Origin of the sequence: Paractinoplanes lichenicola (assembly GCF_016785085.1) — a bacterium.
GTDB classification, from domain to species: Bacteria; Actinomycetota; Actinomycetes; order Mycobacteriales; family Micromonosporaceae; genus Actinoplanes; species Actinoplanes lichenicola.
Genome location: NZ_JAENHO010000010.1, coordinates 59,415 through 76,836, shown reverse-complemented (window position 1 = coordinate 76,836; position 17,422 = coordinate 59,415). Strand labels below are relative to the sequence as shown.

Genomic DNA, 17,422 nt, shown 5'->3' with positions numbered 1-17,422 from the left:
AGTGAAGAGAGGTTCGGGGCCGGTCGGAAAATCCGACCGGCCCCGGGAAGTGCTATGTGATTACTTGGGCCAAGCCTTTTCGATGTTGTCCACCGTGGTCTTGGTGTCCTGACCGGTGATCCACGCGGTCGACTGCTTCCAGAACGCGTCCGAGCCCACGGCGGCCGGCATCATGTCGGAGCCGTCGAAGCGGAAGGTCGCGTTCGGGTCGAGGAGGATGCCGCCCGCGAGCTTGTCGATCGGGTTCGTCAGGTTGGCCTGGTCGAGACCCTTGTTCGCGGTCACCCAGCCCGAGGAGAGCTTGGCCTTGGTGTTGGCCCAGACGTCCGAGGAGAGGTACGTCTGGAACGCCTTGACCTCGGGGCGGTCGGCGAAGGCCACCACGAACTCACCGGCGCCGAGCACCGGCTTGGTGCTGGCGTCCTTGCCGGGCAGGTAGAACGCGAAGACGTCGCCGTCCTCGGCCACCTTGGTGCCCTTCTCGAAGTTGGCCGCGTAGAAGCTGGCCTGCCGGTGCAGCGAGCACTGGCCCTCGAGGATCTTCAGACCGGCGTCCTGGAACGTCGTGGTCGCGATGCTCTTGACGTCGCCGAGGCCACCGTTGACGTACGCGTCGTTCTTCAGGTAGCCGCCGACCGCGTCGAACGCCGTGGAGATCTCCGGCGCGTTGAACGGGATCTCGTGGTTGACCCACTTGTCGTACGTCTCGGGCGAGCTGGTGCGCAGGACGAAGTCCTCCACCCAGTCGGTGACCGGCCAGCCGGTGGCGTCACCACTGGCGATGCCGGCGCACCACGGCTTGCCGCCGTCCGCGACGATCTTGTCGCTGAGCGCCTTGAGCTCGTCGAGCGTTGTCGGCACGGTGTAGCCCTTGTCCTTGAACTCCGAGGGGGAGTACCAGACCAGGGACTTCACGCTCGCGCCGAGCGGGGCGCCGTAGAACTTGCCGTCGATCGTGGTGTAGGCCTTCCAGGCCTTGTCCCAGAACTTGTCGACGTTGTCCGAGACCTCCTGCGGGGCCGCCACGGCCTTGCCGGTGGAGACCAGCTGCTTGACCAGGCCCGGCTGGGGCACGATGGCGAGGTCCGGCGGGTTGCCGGCGCGGGCCCGCACGAGCACCTGGGTCTCGAAGGACTTGTCACCCTCGTACTTGATGGTGGCGCCGGTGCACGTCTCGAAGGGCTTGTAGGACTCGATGTGCGGGGTGTCCTCGGGGGTCACGATGCCCGTGTAGATCGTGACCGTCTTGCCCTTGATGTCACCGAACTTGGTGTATGGCGCGCAGTCGATGGCGGACGCCGAGGCGTCCGCGTCGCTGCCGCTGTCAGAATCGTCGCCGCCGCACGCCGCGAGGCCGAAGACCAGCCCTGCGCTGAGCGTGCCGGCGAGCGCCGCGCGGAAACGCGGGCTCTTGGTGTGACCGAACATACCGCTCCCTATGTCAAATCGCGCTTCCGACGTCCGGAGACGTCGCCGTCCGAAGCGCTACTTGGATCACAGTCAAGAGGTAACCGGCACATTGCGCAATGATTTCCGCTTGATCGACTCGGTAACGATACGGCGTCGCTGCTCCGGACGCCTTAACCGGTTAAGGTAGAGCCCCTGGTCAGGCCGCGAAAAGCGCCTCACCAGGACCCTAGCGAAAGACAGACCACCCCGCCCGGGATATCGACGGATATCCGAGGGCGGGGTGGTCTGAACGGTCGATACCGACCTTGAGGCCGGCGGTAGTAGCGCTCAGCCGGACAACGCTCAGCCGGCCATCGAGAGGTAGCGGTAGCCGAGGCGGGCCATGCGGTCGGCGTCGAGCACGTTGCGGCCGTCGAGCACGATCGGCGTCCGCATGAGGCCGACGAACTTGCTCCAGTCGAGCTCGATGTACTGCGCCCACTTGGTCACCAGCACCACGGCGTCGCAGTCGTCGAAGACGCCGTCGAGCGTGTCGCTCAGGTGCGGCGCCATCTCGGGGTATTCCCGGCGGAAGCGGTCGCCCGCGATCGGGTCGTGCAGCTTGACCCGGGCGCCCCGGGCCAGCAGCAGGCCCGCGATGTCGAGGGCCGGCGAGTCGCGCAGGTCGTCGGTGTTGGGCTTGAACGCCACGCCGAGCAGGCCGATCTTGCGGCCCTTGAGGATGCGCAGCTCGGACTGCAGGCGCTCGACGGCGATCTCGCGCTGCCGCTGGTTGACGTCGCGGGCGGCCTTCACGATCGGCATGTCGTAGTTGTATTCCGACGCCGTGGCGATCAGGGCCTTGGTGTCCTTGCCGAAGCAGGAGCCGCCCCAGCCGACGCCGGGCTCGAGGAAGCGCGAGCCGATCCGCTGGTCGAGGCCGATGCCCCGGGCCACCTCGGTGATGTCGGCGCCGACCTTGCCGGCCAGCTGGCCGATCTCGTTCACGTAGCTGATCTTGAGGGCCAGGAACGCGTTGGCCGCATACTTGATCAGCTCGGCGCTGGCCAGATCCGTCGAGACCAGCGGGACGGCCGTGGTGTCGTCGGGCCGCGGCTGGAACGTGGGCGGCGTGAAGGTCTGGTTGATCAGCGGGCGGTAGAGGTGGTTGAGCACCTCGAGGGCGCGCGGATTGTCCGAGCCGATGACGATGCGGTCGGGGAACAACGTGTCGTGGATCGCGTTGCCCTCGCGCAGGAACTCCGGATTCGAGGCCACCGAGAATTCGCACACTTCGGGGCGGTCGGCGCGCTGGGCGAACGAATCGCGAAGAATCGCGTCGACCCAGTTGCCGGAGCCGATCGGAACGGTCGACTTGTTGACCACAACGGTGAACTCGTGATCGAGATTTTGCGCGACGCTCTCGGCCGCGGAGCGCAGGTAGCGCAGATCGGGGCTGCCGTCGGCGGCGGACGGCGTCTGCACCGCCACGAAGACCACGTCGGCGCCCGGCACGCCGTCGGCGTAGCTGGTGGTGAACGTGAGGTTGGGCGCGGCCTCGGCGAGCAGCTCCTCCATGCCGGGCTCGTAGATCGGGCACTTGCCCGCGCGCAGCATGTCGACCTTTTCCTGGTCGAGGTCGATGCAGGTCACCTGGTGTCCCAGGAAGGCCAGGCTCACACCGGTGGTCAGCCCGACGTAGCCGGTGCCGACAACACAAACCTTCATCAAACGCTCCTCCACCACAGGCGGCCGGGGGTAACTGCCGCCCCTCCCGTAATCACGGCCAGATGATACACAGCGTAGAAAAACGACGCGCAAATCCCTGACGTACGGTTATGGGTTCATTCCTTAGAGTTGCCGCGCCGTTCGCCGGCGATTACCGCAATTTAAATCGTTCAATACCGCCGCCGCATTGCGGGAGCCGGTGAAATTCCCCACCGGGCGGCGGCACGGGGTCGCGCGCGGGCGCCGGCGGCGCAGGGCAGATTCCCCAAGATGTGCACGATTGTCAACTCCTGGTTTCCAGGGCTTGACAGGGGTGTGACGCGCACACGACCCTTCTGGGAGCGCTCCCATGTTGAGATTCATCGATGGAAGGTCTCGGATGCGTAGGTCCACCCTCGCGGCGGTCGTCGCCGCCGCCCTGCTCAGCGCGTCCGCCGTGGTGATGGCCCGGCCGCTCACGGCCGTCGCGGAGGCCGCCGACCCGTACGTCTGGAAGAACGTGCGGATCGACGGCGGCGGCTTCGTGCCCGGCGTCGTGTTCAACCCCGGCGAACGGAACCTGATCTACGCCCGCACCGACATCGGCGGCGCGTACCGGTGGAACGAGAGCGGGCAGAGCTGGACGCCGCTGCTCGACTGGGTCGGCCAGGACAACTGGGGCTACAACGGGGTGCTGAGCATCGCGCCCGACCCGGTCGACACCACCCGGGTCTACGCCGCGGTCGGCATGTACACCAACAGCTGGGACCCGAACAACGGCGCGATCCTGCGGTCGTCCGACAAGGGCGCCACCTGGCAGATCACCAAGCTGCCGTTCAAGAACGGCGGCAACATGCCGGGCCGGGGCATGGGGGAGCGGCTCGCCGTCGACCCGCGCAACAACCGGAACGTCTATTTCGCCGCCGAGGGCGGAAACGGGCTCTGGCGCAGCACGGACTACGGCGTCACCTGGGGCAAGGTCGCGAACTTCCCCAACGCCGGCAACTACGTGCAGGACCCCAGCGACCCGAACGGCTATCTCAACCAGAACCAGGGCCTGACCTGGGTCACCTTCGGCGCGGCGAACCAGATCTACGTCGGCGTGGCGGACAAGGAGAACCCCGTCTATCGCTCGCTGGACGGCGGGGCGACCTGGGAACGCGTGCCGGGTCAGCCCACCGGATACATCGCGCACAAGGGCGTCGTACAGGGAAATTATCTTTTCATCGCGACGAGCGACACCGGCGGCCCGTACGACGGCGGGGCCGGCCAGGTGCAGCGGTTCGACACGACCACCGGCACCTGGACGAACATCTCGCCGACCCCGGCCGCCGACGCGTACTACGGATACTCCGGGCTCACCGTCGACCGGCAGAAACCGGGCACGCTGATGGTCGCCACGCAGATCTCCTGGTGGCCCGACGCGATCTTCTTCCGCAGCACCGACAACGGCGCCACCTGGACCCGGATCTGGGATTTCACCAGCTATCCGTCGGTCTCGAAGCGCTACACCATGGACATCTCGGCCAACCCGTGGCTGGACTTCAACACCAACCCGCAGCCGCCCGAGTCGACCCCCAAGCTCGGCTGGATGAACGAGTCGCTCGAGATCGACCCGTTCAACTCCAACCGGATGCTCTACGGCACCGGCGCCACCATCTACGGCACGACCCAGCTGACCAACTGGGACAGCAACACCACCTTCACGATCAAGCCGTACGCCAAGGGGCTCGAGGAGACCGCCGTCCTCGACCTGGCCAGCCCGCCCTCGGGCGCCCCGCTGGTCAGCGCGCTGGGCGACATCGGCGGCTTCCACCACGCCTCGCTCGACGCCGTGCAGCCCAGCTTCCACGACACACCGGCGCTGGGCAGCAACACGTCGCTGGACTTCGCCGAGCTCAACCCGCTGGTCTTCGCCCGGGTCGGCAACGCGGACGCGGCCCCGCACATCGGCATCTCGAGTGACGGCGGCAAGAACTGGTATCAGGGCCAGGAGCCGGGCGGGGTCACCGGCGGCGGCACGATCGCGGTCGGCGCCGACGCGGGCTCGATGGTCTGGTCGCCGGTCGGGGCCGGGGTGCACTACTCGACCACCCGCGGCAGCTCGTGGACGGCGTCCAGCGGCGTCCCGGCCGGCGCGATCGTCGAGAGCGACCGCGTCGACCCCAAGACCTTCTACGCGTACGCGGCGGGGAAGTTCTACACGAGCAAGGACGGCGGCGCCTCCTTCACGGCGTCGACGGCCACGCTGCCGGCGACCGGGCGGCTGCACTTCAAGGCCGTGCCGGGTGCGGCCGGAAACGTCTGGTTCGCGGGGGAGAGCGGGCTGCTGCGCTCGACCGACGCCGGGGCCACGTTCACCAAGGTCTCGTCGGTGACCTCGGGCGTCAACGTCGCGTTCGGCAAGGCGGCGCCGGGGGCCACCCACCCGGCGGTCTTCCTGGTCGGCACGGTGGGCGGGGTGACCGGGGTGTTCCGCTCCGACGACACCGGCACCTCCTGGGTCCGCATCAACGACGACCAGCACCAGTACGGCAACGCGGGTGACGCCCTGGCCGGCGATCCGCGCATCTACGGCCGCGTCTACCTGGGCACCAACGGCCGGGGCATCCTGTACGCGGATCGGACCGGTCCCGAGCCGACGCCGGTGACCCCGACCCCGACGACACCCGTGCCGACGACTCCGGTGCCGACGACTCCCGCGCCGACCACTCCGCCGCCGTCCTCCCCCAACCCCAGTGGTGGCTGCACGGCCTCGTACAAGGTCACCGGCACGTGGAGCGGGGGATTCCAAGGTGAGGTCACCGTCACCAACAACGGCACCACGCCGACCAGCGCCTGGACCGTCGGCTGGAGCTTCACCGGCGGCCAGACCGTGACTCAGCTGTGGGGCGGCGCCCACACGCAGACCGGCACCGCGGTCAGCGTGCGCAACGCCTCCTGGAACGGCGCCCTGGCCGCGGGCGCGAGCACCACCTTCGGCTTCCTCGGAAGTCTCAGCGGCAGCACCAACCCCGTCCCCTCCCCGGTCACCTGCGCTCCGGCGTAGGGCGCCTCCCCACAGGAAGGACTTCCCCCGTGCAAGTCAGATCAAGAGCCAGACGCGTGCTGGCCGTCACCGGCGCCGCCGTCCTCGGCGCCGGCGCGGCCCTCGTGGGCGGCGCCCCGGCGTTCGCCGCCCCGGGCTGCACCGTGGTCTACAAGGTGCAGAGCCAGTGGAGCGGCGGGTTCACCGGCGACATCGCCATCACCAACACCGGCGACCCGGTGACGTCGTGGAAGCTCGAATACGCCTTCCCCGACGCGGCGCAGAAGGTGACCCAGGGCTGGAGCGGCGTCTACTCGCAGAGCGGCCAGAACGTCACCGTCAACAACGCGGCCTGGAACGGCAACCTGGGCACGAACGCGACCGTGAGCACCGGCTTCAACGGCACGTTCGGCTCGGCCAACCCGGTGCCGACCGCGTTCTCGCTCAACGGCACGCGCTGCAACGGGGCCGCCAACGCGCCCACGGTCGAGATCAGCAGCCCGGCCGCGAACACCCGCTACACGGCGCCGGCCTCGATCCCGATCACGGCCACCCCGGGCGGGACCGTGGCCAAGGTCGAGTTCTACCACGACGGCCTGCTGCTCAACACCGACACGGCCGCGCCCTACACGTACACCTGGACCGGCGTCCCGGCCCAGGCGGCGGCCTATCACCTGCAGGCGATCGCGTACGACGCGGCGGGCAACAAGAGCAACACCGCCGACGTGCCGGTCTTCGTCGACGCCGCCACCACGCCCGCGATCGTCACGGACTCCACCTTCGTGTCGGTCCCGACCGGTGGCACCGGCACCTTCAAGGTGTCGCTGTCGAAGGCGCCCACGGCCAACGTGACTGTCGCGATCGCCCGCAGCGCCGGCTCGACCGCGGTCTCGGCCGCCCCGGCCTCGCTCACCTTCACCCCGTCGAACTGGAGCACCGGCCAGACCGTCACGGTCACGGCGACCAGCGCGGCGGCGGTCGGCGCGACGGCCACCTTCGGCGCGACCGCGACTGGGCACACCGCCGCGTCGGTCAACGCCCAGGTCGTACGGGTGGGGGCGCCGGACACCCGGTTCACCCAGATGTACAACGACATCAAGAACCCGGCGAACGGCTACTTCAGCCCGGACGGCGTGCCCTACCACTCGATCGAGACGCTGATCGACGAGGCGCCCGACCACGGCCACGAGACCACCTCCGAGGCGTTCAGCTACTGGCTGTGGCTCGAGGCGGAGTACGGGCACACGTCGGGTGACTGGGCGCCGTTCAACAGCGCGTGGGCGACGATGGAGAAGTACATCATCCCGTCGCACGCCGACCAGCCGACCAACGACAAGTACGACGCGTCCAAGCCGGCGACCTACGCGGCGGAGTACCCGTTGCCGTCGCAGTATCCGTCGCAGCTCGACAACAGCGTCTCGGTCGGCAGCGACCCGCTGGCGTCGGAGCTGAAGAGCGCGTACGGCACCTCCGACATCTACGGCATGCACTGGCTGCTCGACGTCGACAACACGTACGGCTTCGGTCGTTGCGGTGACGGCACCACGAAGAACGTCTACATCAACACGTTCCAGCGCGGCCCGCAGGAGTCGACGTTCGAGACCGTGCCGCAGCCCAGCTGTGACACGTTCAAGCACGGCGGCCCCAACGGCTACCTCGACCTGTTCACCAAGGACGCCAGCTACGCCAAGCAGTGGAAGTACACCAACGCCCCGGACGCGGACTCGCGCGCGGTGCAGGCGGCGTACTGGGCGTTGACCTGGGCCACCGAGCAGGGCAAGCAGTCGCAGCTGAGCGGGGCCGTGGCCAACGCGGCCAAGATGGGCGACTACCTCCGGTACTCCTTCTACGACAAGTACTTCAAGCAGCCGGGCTGCGCCTCGACCTCGTGCGCGGCGGGCACCGGCAAGAACGCCTCCAACAACCTGATGTCCTGGTATTACGCCTGGGGCGGCGCGACCGACACCAACGCCGGCTGGGCGTGGCGGATCGGCTCGAGCACCAGCCACTTCGGCTACCAGAACCCGATGGCCGCGTACGTCCTGTCCAACGTGAGCGCCTTCGCCCCGAAGTCGCCCACGGCCAAGGCGGACTGGCAGGCCAGCCTCAACCGGCAGCTCGAGTTCTACCAGTGGCTGCAGTCCTCCGAGGGCGCGATCGCCGGCGGCGCGACGAACAGCTGGAACGGCAGCTACCAGGCCCGCCCGGCCGGCGTGCCGACGTTCTACGGTCTCGCGTACGTGGAAGCCCCGGTCTACGAGGACCCGCCGTCGAACCGCTGGTTCGGCATGCAGACCTGGTCGCTCGAGCGGCTGGCCGAGTACTACTACCTGACCAACGACGCCAAGGCGAAGTCGGTGCTCGACAAGTGGGTCCCGTGGGCGCTGGCCAACAGCGACATCACGGCGACCGACTTCTCGATCCCGTCGGACATGGCGTGGTCGGGCGCCCCCGCGACGTGGAACCCGTCGTCGCCCGCGGCCAACACCAACCTGCACGTCACGGTGACGAGCAAGGGTCAGGACCTCGGCGTGGCGGGCTCGTTCGCCAAGCTGCTGACCTACTACGCGGCCAAGTCGGGCAACGCGGCGGCCAAGACCGCGGCGAAGAACCTGCTCGACGCGATCTGGACGAAGAAGGACTCGAAGGGCGTGTCGGTCACCGAGACGCGCGCCGACTACAACCGGATGGACGACACCTACAACGCGTCGACCGGCCAGGGCATCTACATCCCGCCGGGCTGGACCGGCAAGATGCCGAACGGCGACGTGATCAAGCCGGGCGTGTCCTTCCTGGACATCCGCTCCTTCTACAAGAACGACCCGGACTACCCGAAGGTCGACGCGTACCTCAAGGGCGGCCCGGCGCCGACGTTCAACTACCACCGTTTCTGGGCCCAGGTCGACGTGGCCACCGGCTACGCGGACTTCGCCCGGCTCTTCCCCAACGGATGAGGTGATTCTCGATGCGAAAAAAGCTTCTGATGTACGCCATGGCGGGGCTGCTCGCGGCAGGTGTGGGCGCGGTCGTCTCGCCGGTCGCGGCCCAGGCGCACGGCGCGATGATGGTGCCGGGCAGCCGCACGTGGCTCTGCTACAAGGACGGCCGCAACCCGAACACGGGCGCGATCGAGCCCAAGAACGCGGCCTGCGCCGCCGCGGTCGCCAAGAACGGGCCCAACGCGCTCTACAACTGGTTCGCCGTGCTCCGCTCGGACGGTGCGGGCCGGATGGACGGGTTCATCCCCAACGGTGAGCTCTGCTCCGGCGGCACCGGTGGCCCGTACGACTTCTCGGGCTTCAACCTGGCCCGCAACGACTGGCCGGTCACCCACCTGACCGCGGGCCGGCAGATCGGCATCCAGTACAACAACTGGGCCAAGCACCCCGGCACGTTCCGCCTCTACATCACCAAGGACAGCTGGAGCCCGACCCGGGCCCTGGCGTGGAGCGACCTGGAGTCGACGCCGTTCGACACGGTGACCAACCCGCCCGACCAGGGCGGCCCCGGCTCCGACGACGGCCACTACTACTGGAACGCCACGCTGCCGTCGAACAAGAGCGGCCGCCACCTGATCTACTCGGTGTGGCAACGCTCCGACAGCAACGAGACCTTCTACGGCTGCTCCGACGTCACCTTCGACGGCGGCAACGGCGAGGTCACCGGAGTCGGCGGCGGCACGACCACGCCCCCGCCCACGACGCCCCCGCCGACCACGCCGCCCCCGACCACCCCGCCGCCGACGACACCCCCGCCGACCACACCGCCGCCGGGCAACTCCAACTGCTACGCGATGTTCAACATCGCCAGCGCGTGGAACGGCGGCTTCCAGGCCGAGGTGATGGTGCACGCCGACACGGCAGCCATCAACAACTGGACCGTCTCGTGGACCTGGCCAGGTTCCCAAACCCTGACCCAGGCCTGGAACGGCACAGCGACCAGCAGCGGCTCACTCGTCTCGGTCAAGAACGTCAGCTACAACGGCACAGTCGGCGCCGGCAAGTACGTCACGTTCGGCCTGCTGGGCAACGGCACAGCCCCACCCTCGGTAAACAACCTCGCCTGCTCCACCACCTGATCCGCTGAGAGAACCCCGGCGGCGGCGCTCCCTGGCGCCGCCGCCGGCTACGACTCCAGGAGGGATGACACCTCGAGTTCGAAGGCGAACGGCTTGTCCATGGTCAGCGTCTGACCGGGGACAAGCTTCGCCATGGGCTTGTAGCAGTCGCCCACGAGCTGCTGCACGTGTAATTCGACTGAGTCCTGCGGCTGCTCGACCCGGGTCGGCTATCGATGGGTGCGGAGGCCGCGGAGGGTGAAGTCGAGGCGGCGGTGGTAGTCGGCGCGGGTTTGCTGGTTGCAGGCGCGGACTATGACGCCGCGTTCGAGGATCAAGTTGTTGAGGTCTTCGGGGGTGATGTCGGCGCGGACCACGCCGGCGGCCTGGGCGTCGGTCAGCAGCTGGGTGCCGAAGTGGCAGGCGCGGTCGAACAGGCACGTCAGGGGCTCGGAGTCGGGGAGGGAGCGGATCAGGACGTCGTTGGCTGCGGGCTCGTCGAACTGGAGGAGCCACGTGCGCAGCAGGTATTGCTCGAAGCGGAGCAGGGGGCCCTCAAGGGCGTCCACGGCGTCGATGATCTCGTGGATGCGGGCGGCCACCAGCTCGTCGACCACGGCGTCGATCAGGCCCGTACGGCTGCCGAACCGGTGATAGATCGTGCCTTTGCTGACGCCGGCGGCCCGGGCCACCTCGTCGAGCGGGGTGGTCAGGCCGCCGGTGCGGAACACGTCGAGGGCGGCCCGGCGGATGCCCTCGACGTTGCGCCGCGCGTCGGCTCTCATGCGGGGGAGGCTGCCCTGCTCTGCCACGTCTTGTCCAGCGCCTGGCGGAAGTTGTCGACCGGCTGCGCGCCCGAGACGGCGAACTTGTTGTCGAAGACGAAGAACGGCACGCCGCTGATGCCGAGCTGCCGGGCCTGCGCGAGGTCGGCCCGGATGTCCTTCTCGTACGCCTTGGTCCTGAGCGCCTCGAGGGCGTCGGCGCGGTCGAGGCCGAGCTCGACGGCCAGGTCGGCCAGCACCTCGTGGTCGGCCAGGTTGAGGCCCTCGGTGAACTCGGCCCGGAACAGGCGGTCGACCATCGGCAGCTCCTGGCCGCGCTCCTTGGCCAGGTGGATCATCCGGTGCGCGTCCAGGGTGTTGACCATCATGGTGCGCTCGAACTGATAGTCGAGGCCGGCCTCGGCGCCGCGGGCGGCCAGGTTGGCGTGCGACGCCGCGAGCTGCGGGTTGCCCGCGCCGAAGCGCTGCTCCAGGTATGCGTCGGCCAGGATCGCCTGGTCGGCCGGGAACTCCGGGTTGAGCTGGAAGCTGTGATAGCGGACCTGCACCGACGAGCCGTGCGGGAACTGCTCGACGGCCTCCTTGAGCACGGCGTTGCCCAGGTAGCAGAACGGGCAGACGACGTCGCTCCAGACGTCGACCACGATCGGCTCGGCGGCGCGGCCGAAGACGCTGGCGCTCATCAGTCGCACCACCCGTCGGGACCGCAGACAGCGGAGTCGCCCTCGAGCGGCTCCAGCAGGATCAGGGGGGCGGCGGGAGCGGGTTCGGCCTCGGCCGGCTCCACCTCGGCGACGGCGACGTGCGTCTCGGTACTTGACTGCATGGTCAAGAACGTACCCTCAACTTGACCCCATCGACAAGATGGCCGTCCGACTGGCCGAAAGTTTCGGCGTGGGCAAAGTCCGCAAAAGCCGATGATCCAGCGGTGAAGATATTGACGACATAGATGGTCGCCTCTACGTTACGAGTGTTCGGCTGATGTGTTTCCGAAACTTCCGATCCACCGCGGAGGTTGTTGATGCCCACCCGTCGCGAACTACTCGCCCTCACCTCCGGCGCGGCCGTCACCGCCGCGACCGGCCTTGCCGTGCCCACGTCCGCGTCCGCCCACCAGGGCGACGACGGCGACTGGACCGTCCCCGGGTGGATCGCCACCTGGGCCGCCGCCCCCACGACCGTCCCGCCCAACCCGCCCAGCGCCCCCACCGTGCTGGCCAACCAGACCGTCCGGCACGTCGTGCACTGCAGCGCCGGCGGCGACGAGATCCGCATCCGGGTCACCAACGAGTTCGGCCAGGGTCCCCTGCGCCTGGGTGCCGTCCGGGTCGCCCTGCGCCAGGGCGACGGCGCGAGCACGGCGATCGTGCCCGGCTCCGACCGCCGGGTGACCTTCGGCAACCGGGCCGAGGTGACCCTCCCGGCCGGCTCGCCCCTGCTCAGCGACCCCGTACGGCTGCGGGTCCCGCCCGGCGGCGACCTGGCGATCAGCCTCTACCTGCCCGCCCGCACCCCGGCGACGACCCTGGCCGCGTTCGCGTTCCAGGACAACGTGATCGCGGACGGCGATGTCACCGCCGCACGCACGGTGACCCCGGTCGCCACCATCGGGCAATATCTGTTCCTCTCCGGCGTCGCCGTCCGTGACCGCGGCGCGGCCATCGTCACGCTGGGCGACTCGATCACGAACGGCGCCAACACGCAGAACAACCTCAACCACCGCTGGCCCGACCTGCTCGGCGCGCGGCTGCGCTCGGCCGGGCTGCGGCGGGGAATCGCGAACGTCGGCATCTCGGGCAACCGGCTGCTGCACGACCCCAACCCGGCGCCCGGCAGCGACGCCGAGACGTTCGCGGCGTATTTCGGGCACAGCGGCCTGCGCCGATTCGACCGCGACGTGATCGCCCAGCCCGGCGCGGAATACCTGATCGTGCTGCTCGGCGTGAACGACCTCGGCCACCCGGGGACGGTCGCGCCGCTGTCCGAAGTGGTCAGCGCGGACGACCTGATCGGCGGTCACCGGCAGCTGATCGCCCGCGCGCACGCGGCCGGCCTGGTCGCGCTCGGCGGCACGATCCTGCCGTTCAAGGGCGACACGCTGGGCTTCTACACCGAGGCCAACGAGCGCAAACGCGAGGTGCTCAACCGCTGGATCCGCTCGGGCGGCGAGTACGACGGCGTGATCGACTTCGACCGCGCGATGGGTGACCCGGCCGACCCGCTGCGCCTCAACCCCGCGTACGACAGCGGTGATCACCTGCACCCGAACGACGCCGGCATGGCTGCGATGGCCGCCGCCGTGCCGCTGAGGGTGTTCAAATGAGAGCGCTGATGGCCGCGGTCACGGCGGCCGCGCTGGTGATCATCGTGCCGGCCCCCACACATGCACAAAAAGGGCACAAGCCGTCGGCGGGGTACGTGTCGACGACGAACGGCCCCGGCCGGTTCCCCTTGGCGGGAGCCCCGATCGTGGTCAGCAAGGACGACTACGCGGGCGTGATCAGGGTCGTCGACGACCTGCAGAGCGACCTCAAAAAAGTCACCGGCGTCGAACCAGCAGTAGGCCACGACACGATCCCGGCCGGCCGCGACCCGATCATCGTCGGCACGATCGGCAAGAGCCCGCTGATCGACCGCATCATCGCCCGCGGCAAGCTCGACGTCACCGGCGTACGGGGAAAGTGGGAGACCACGGTCGAACAGGTCGTCAGTGATCCCCTTCCCGGCGTACGGCGGGCCTTTGTGATCGCCGGCAGCGACCAGCGGGGCAGCATCTACGGCGCGTACGACCTGTCGAAGAGCATCGGCGTCTCGCCCTGGCACTTCTGGGACGACGTGCCGGTCGCGAAAAAGCCCCAGCTGTACGTGCTGTCCGGGCGCCATACGCAGGGCACGCCCAAGGTCAAATACCGCGGCTTCTTCATCAACGACGAGAACCCGGCCACCGGCACGTGGGCCCCCGGCTACTTCGGACCGGGCAAGGCCCCCGGCTATCCCGGCGGGCTGAACGCGGATTACTACGCCAAAGTGTTCGAGACCATGCTGCGGCTCAAGGCCAACTATCTGTGGCCGGCCGTGTGGGGCCGCGCGTTCGCCGAGGACGACCCGCTCAACCACGCCACGGCGAGCCTGTACGGCGTGATCATGGGCACCTCGCACGAGGCCCCGATGATGCGCGGCATCGAGGAGTGGAACCGGCACCCCACCGGCACGGGCGAGTGGAGCTTCCGCCGTAACGCCGACGCGATCAAGGCGTACTGGCGGGACGGGGCCGAGCGGATGCGCGACCAGAACATCGAGGGCGTCATCACGCTCGGCATGCGCGGCAACGGCGACGTCTCGCTGCCCGACGGCGACGGGATCGACCTGATGTCCTCGATCATCGACAGCCAGCGCGAGATTTTGCGCGACACGGGGCTGATCGACCGGCCCCAGGTGCAGACCCTTTACAAGGAGGTGCAGCGCTATTGGGACAACGGATATCGGCCGCCGGACGACGTGACAGTCGTGTTCTGCGACGACAACTGGGGCAACCTGCGCAAGCTGCCGGACTCGTCATTGCCCGCGCGTAGTGGTGGCTACGGAATGTACTACCACTTCGACTACGTCGGGGACGGCCGCAATTACAAATGGGCCGACACGATCAACCTCACCAACACGTGGGAACAGCTCAATCTCGCGTACGGGAAAGGGGTTGATCGGTTGTGGGTGGTGAATGTGGGGGATCTGAAGAACGAGGAAGTGCCCACGCAGTTCTTCCTCGACTACGCCTGGAATCCGGACGCGTGGCCGGTCGAGCGGCTGGGGGAGTGGACTTCGCAGTTCGCGGCGCAGAACTTCGGCGACAAGCTCGCGCCGGCCATTGCCGAACTGCTCGACACGTACGGGTTCCTGCAGTCGCGCCGCAAGCCGGAGCTGCTCAATCGGCGGATCACGCTCAACGCGGCCGGCGAGGTCGTTTACGACGATCAGGCCACGCCGTTCAGCCTGACCGACTACGGCGAGATGGACCGGGTGACCGAGGAATGGATCGAGTTGGCGCGGCACGCCGACCGGATCCGCGGAAAAGTGCCGCCGGAGTGGCAGGACGCGTTCTACCAGCTCGTCTATTACCAGATCAAAGACACGGCCATTGTGTACGAGTTGCGGCGGGCACAATTCACCAACATCGCGTACGCGGCTCAGGGTCGGGCGGCCACCAACAAGCTCGCCGATCAGGCCGAGCGGCTATTCGCCGAGGACCAGGCGATGAGCGACTATTACAACACCGCGCTGGCCGGCGGGAAGTGGAAGAACTGGCAGCTCCAACCCAAGATCGGGTACGGAAATGTCGAGCGCTACGGCCCCAATGCGCCCTGGCAGCAGCCGGAACTGAACAACGTCGCGCTGCCGGACGAGATCTATCCGCACCTCAAGCGGATCACCGTGCCGTCCGCGGCCGCGCTGGGGGTCGGCTCGCTGAAGCTGCCCGAGTCGAGCCCGTGGTCCAGCCAGCGGCCGCCGACGCTCGACATTTACAACAAGGGCACGACCCCGTACGGGTATCGGGTCACCACGGGCGCGTCGTGGGTGCACGTGGCGCCGGCCTCGGGGACCGTCACCGACCAGGCGCGACCGACGGTCACGGTCGACTGGAAGCGGGCGCCACGCGGAGTGACCAGCGTGCCGATCACCGTCGCGGGCGCCGGGTCGACGGTCGTCGTGCAGGCCCCGGTCAACAACCCGGCCCTGCCCGCGAAGGGGTTCCTCGAGGCCGACGGTTATGTGGCGATGGAGGCCGACCACTACACGGGTAAGGCCGGGAAGTGGCGGTTGCTGCCGGGGATCGGCAAGACCGGCAACGGGCTGACGCCGCTGAGCGAGGGCGCGCGGCTCGACTACACGATGACGCTGACCAGCAGCGGGCCGGTCAAGGTGACCGCCTATCTGTCGCCGCGCAACAACACGTTGCCGGGGGACGGGCTGAGGTACGCGGTGTCGGTCGACGGGCAGACCCCGCAGGTCGTCAACATCACGACCGCGACCGGGGCCAACGACACCACGATGAACCGGCAGTGGGCCCGCAACACGTCCGACAACATCAACCGGACCACGACCACGCATGCCATTGCCGCGCCGGGCACGCACACGCTGACGTTCCACGCGGTCGACCCGACGGTGATCGTGCAGCGGCTGGTCGTCGACACCGGCGGCGAGAAGTACAGCTACCTCGGGCCGCCTTCCAGCCGGAGGGTCCGATGAGACGGCGCACGCTGCTCGGGGCCGGCGGCCTGGCTTTTTTGCCCGCTTTGCCCCGAGGGGAAGACAAACGCTGGATCCACACGTGGACGGCGATGCCGCAGCTGACCGAGCCGTCGAACCTGCCGCCGGCACCCTTCACCGGGCCGTCGTCGGTGCTGGTCGACACCACGCTGCGGCAGACCGTGCACGTGACGGCCGGCGGAGCAAAGCTGCGATTCCGCTTCTCGAACGCCTTCGGTGGCGCGGCGCTGCCCATCACCGCGGCGGCGGTGGCCCGGCCCCTCGGCGGGCGGGCCGGGGTCTCGGCGATCGTGCCGGGATCGAGCCGGCCGCTCACGTTCGGCGGCCGGCAGTCGGCCACGGTGCCGGTCGGGGCGCAGGTCGTCTCCGACCCGGTGGCGCTGCCGGTGGGCCGGGGCGCAAACCTGACCATCACGGTCTACCTGGCGTCCGGACAGGCGACGCTCAACCTCACGTCGCACCCGGGTTCCCGTACGACGTCGTACTTGATCGGGGGTGACCAGCACACGGCCGTCGACCTGCCCGGGGCCGTGGGGGTGGCGCACTGGTATCTGATCAGCGGCGTCGAGGTGGAGGCGGACGTGCCGGCCATGGCGATCGTCGGGGACTCGCTGACCGACGGGCGGGGGTCGACGACCGACGGAAACGACCGCTGGCCCGATCAGGTGCGCGGGGCCCGGGTGGCGCTGCTCAACCAGGCCGCGGGCGGCAACCGGGTGCTCAACGACGGGCTCGGGCCCAACGTGCTGGCCCGGCTCGACCGCGACGTGCTGGCGACCAGCGGCGTCGACCGGATGCTGATCTTCTCCGGCGTCAACGACATCGGCACGGCCCCGGCCACCGTCGATGCCCAGAAGGCGCTGCTGGACGAGTTGCTCTCCGCGTACGAGCAGATCGTGACGCGGGCGCACGCGGTGGACATCAAGGTCTACGGGGCCACGATCACGCCGTTCGGGGGCAATACCGGATACGACGATCCGGACGGTTACCGCGAGGACACCCGTACGGCCGCGAACAGTGCGATCCGTCACAACCGGATCTTCGACGGGGTGGCGGACTTCGATGCCGCCGTACGGGATCCGGCCCTGCCCCGGCAGCTTCTCGCAGGCTACGACACCGGGGACCACCTGCACCTGAACCCCGCGGGGTATCGAGCGATCGCCCAGGCCGTACCGGCGCGGTGGTTGCGGTGAT

12 protein-coding genes are annotated in these 17,422 nt (G+C 68.7%); 6 read left to right on the top strand and 6 right to left on the bottom strand.

What is annotated here, in order from left to right; translation table 11 throughout:
- Positions 1 to 60: 60 nt before the first annotated feature.
- The gene (locus JKJ07_RS32100; protein WP_202995635.1) at positions 61 to 1,428 is read right to left on the bottom strand and encodes an ABC transporter substrate-binding protein; all 1,368 of its coding nucleotides are present in this window, start codon (positions 1,426 to 1,428) and stop codon (positions 61 to 63) included.
- A 324-nt stretch (positions 1,429 to 1,752) separates the two neighbouring features.
- Positions 1,753 to 3,117 (bottom strand): UDP-glucose dehydrogenase family protein, encoded by a 1,365-nt coding sequence (locus JKJ07_RS32095; protein WP_202995634.1) that lies wholly within the window; start codon positions 3,115 to 3,117, stop codon positions 1,753 to 1,755.
- 379 nt (positions 3,118 to 3,496) lie between these two features.
- On the opposite strand from JKJ07_RS32095, the gene JKJ07_RS32090 reads away from it, so the two are divergent.
- The 3 genes from JKJ07_RS32090 to JKJ07_RS32080 are packed head-to-tail and all read left to right on the top strand — an operon-like array spanning position 3,497 to position 10,202.
- Positions 3,497 to 6,145, top strand: coding sequence for a cellulose binding domain-containing protein (locus JKJ07_RS32090; RefSeq protein ID WP_202995633.1), 2,649 nt, complete (start codon positions 3,497 to 3,499; stop codon positions 6,143 to 6,145).
- A 59-nt stretch (positions 6,146 to 6,204) separates the two neighbouring features.
- Positions 6,205 to 9,078, top strand: coding sequence for a glycoside hydrolase family 48 protein (locus tag JKJ07_RS32085; RefSeq protein ID WP_236030308.1), 2,874 nt, complete (start codon positions 6,205 to 6,207; stop codon positions 9,076 to 9,078).
- A gap of 11 nt (positions 9,079 to 9,089) precedes the next feature.
- A complete protein-coding gene (locus JKJ07_RS32080) occupies positions 9,090 to 10,202 on the top strand; it encodes a lytic polysaccharide monooxygenase auxiliary activity family 9 protein (RefSeq protein WP_202995631.1) in 1,113 nt (370 codons plus the stop codon).
- A 209-nt stretch (positions 10,203 to 10,411) separates the two neighbouring features.
- On the opposite strand, the gene JKJ07_RS32075 is transcribed toward JKJ07_RS32080, so the two are convergent.
- The 4 genes from JKJ07_RS32075 to JKJ07_RS32060 are packed head-to-tail and all read right to left on the bottom strand — an operon-like array spanning position 10,412 to position 11,995.
- Positions 10,412 to 10,966, bottom strand: coding sequence for a TetR/AcrR family transcriptional regulator (locus JKJ07_RS32075; protein WP_202995630.1), 555 nt, complete (start codon positions 10,964 to 10,966; stop codon positions 10,412 to 10,414).
- Complete coding sequence (locus JKJ07_RS32070; protein ID WP_202995629.1) at positions 10,963 to 11,649, bottom strand: DsbA family oxidoreductase; 687 nt, start codon at positions 11,647 to 11,649, stop codon at positions 10,963 to 10,965. The genes JKJ07_RS32075 and JKJ07_RS32070 overlap by 4 nt, the downstream gene beginning before the upstream one ends.
- Positions 11,649 to 11,792: a hypothetical protein gene (locus tag JKJ07_RS32065; RefSeq protein WP_202995628.1), complete on the bottom strand. Its 144-nt coding sequence runs from the start codon at positions 11,790 to 11,792 to the stop codon at positions 11,649 to 11,651. Before JKJ07_RS32065 ends, JKJ07_RS32070 begins: the two co-directional genes overlap by 1 nt.
- A 2-nt stretch (positions 11,793 to 11,794) precedes the next feature.
- Entirely contained in the window at positions 11,795 to 11,995 is a 201-nt protein-coding gene (locus tag JKJ07_RS32060; protein ID WP_202995627.1) for a hypothetical protein, read from the bottom strand.
- Here JKJ07_RS32060 and JKJ07_RS32055 point away from each other — a divergent pair.
- Genes JKJ07_RS32055 through JKJ07_RS32045 form a run of 3 tightly spaced genes read left to right on the top strand, consistent with a single transcriptional unit; the run spans position 11,988 to position 17,421 of the window.
- Complete coding sequence (locus tag JKJ07_RS32055) at positions 11,988 to 13,289, top strand: SGNH/GDSL hydrolase family protein (RefSeq protein WP_202995626.1); 1,302 nt, start codon at positions 11,988 to 11,990, stop codon at positions 13,287 to 13,289. The genes JKJ07_RS32060 and JKJ07_RS32055 overlap by 8 nt on opposite strands.
- Entirely contained in the window at positions 13,286 to 16,207 is a 2,922-nt protein-coding gene (locus JKJ07_RS32050; protein WP_202995625.1) for a glycosyl hydrolase 115 family protein, read from the top strand. The genes JKJ07_RS32055 and JKJ07_RS32050 overlap by 4 nt, the downstream gene beginning before the upstream one ends.
- Positions 16,204 to 17,421: an SGNH/GDSL hydrolase family protein gene (locus JKJ07_RS32045; RefSeq protein WP_202995624.1), complete on the top strand. Its 1,218-nt coding sequence runs from the start codon at positions 16,204 to 16,206 to the stop codon at positions 17,419 to 17,421. The genes JKJ07_RS32050 and JKJ07_RS32045 overlap by 4 nt, the downstream gene beginning before the upstream one ends.
- The last annotated feature ends 1 nt before the right edge of the window (position 17,422 follow it).